Consider the following 479-nt stretch of genomic DNA (forward strand, 5'->3'; position numbering starts at 1 on the left):
AACGAAGCATCCGTAGTCGACGGCAATCTCTTCAGTGGCCGCACCTACCACGACACTGGCGTGTATCTGAAACCGTGGATCGAGGCCCTGAAGGCCGAAAGGGTGAAGGGTGAAGGGTGAAGGGTGAAGGGTGAAGAGAGTCAGGCGCCGAGTCCACGCGCTTCACTTCGTCCACCCTGTCCACTAAGTCCACGTAGTCCACCACGATCAAACCAAGATCCGGGAGTCGAACGTGCCGCTCAGAACATTCTGTATCGCACTGTGCATCGCGATAGTATCCGGCGCCGGCGCAGCTCCGGTCGTGCCGGGCTTCGAACGCGCCGGTGACGCCGCGAGTACAGTCTCCCCCGGCCTGCTGCTCTACAACGAACTCCAGTGTGCCGCTTGTCATGGCGTCCTCGCGCCGAGACAATCCGCCTTCCCGCCGCGCAATGCCCCCAAGCTCCAGAACATCGCGGAACGCGTCCGCATCGGGTACC

1 protein-coding gene and 1 pseudogene (1 of these 2 only partly in view) are annotated in these 479 nt (G+C 62.0%); both read left to right on the top strand.

The annotated features are described in order from the left end of the window. Window positions 1–120 (top strand): annotated as a pseudogene (locus tag JNK74_28760) (DJ-1/PfpI family protein) (it extends 260 nt beyond the left edge of the window). 112 nt (window positions 121–232) lie between these two features. Further along, on the top strand, window positions 233–479 hold a 247-nt coding region (locus tag JNK74_28765; GenBank protein MBL7650175.1), incomplete at its 3' end, for a hypothetical protein.

The organism is Candidatus Hydrogenedentota bacterium (genome assembly GCA_016791475.1).
Lineage (GTDB): Bacteria > Hydrogenedentota > Hydrogenedentia > Hydrogenedentales > JAEUWI01 > JAEUWI01.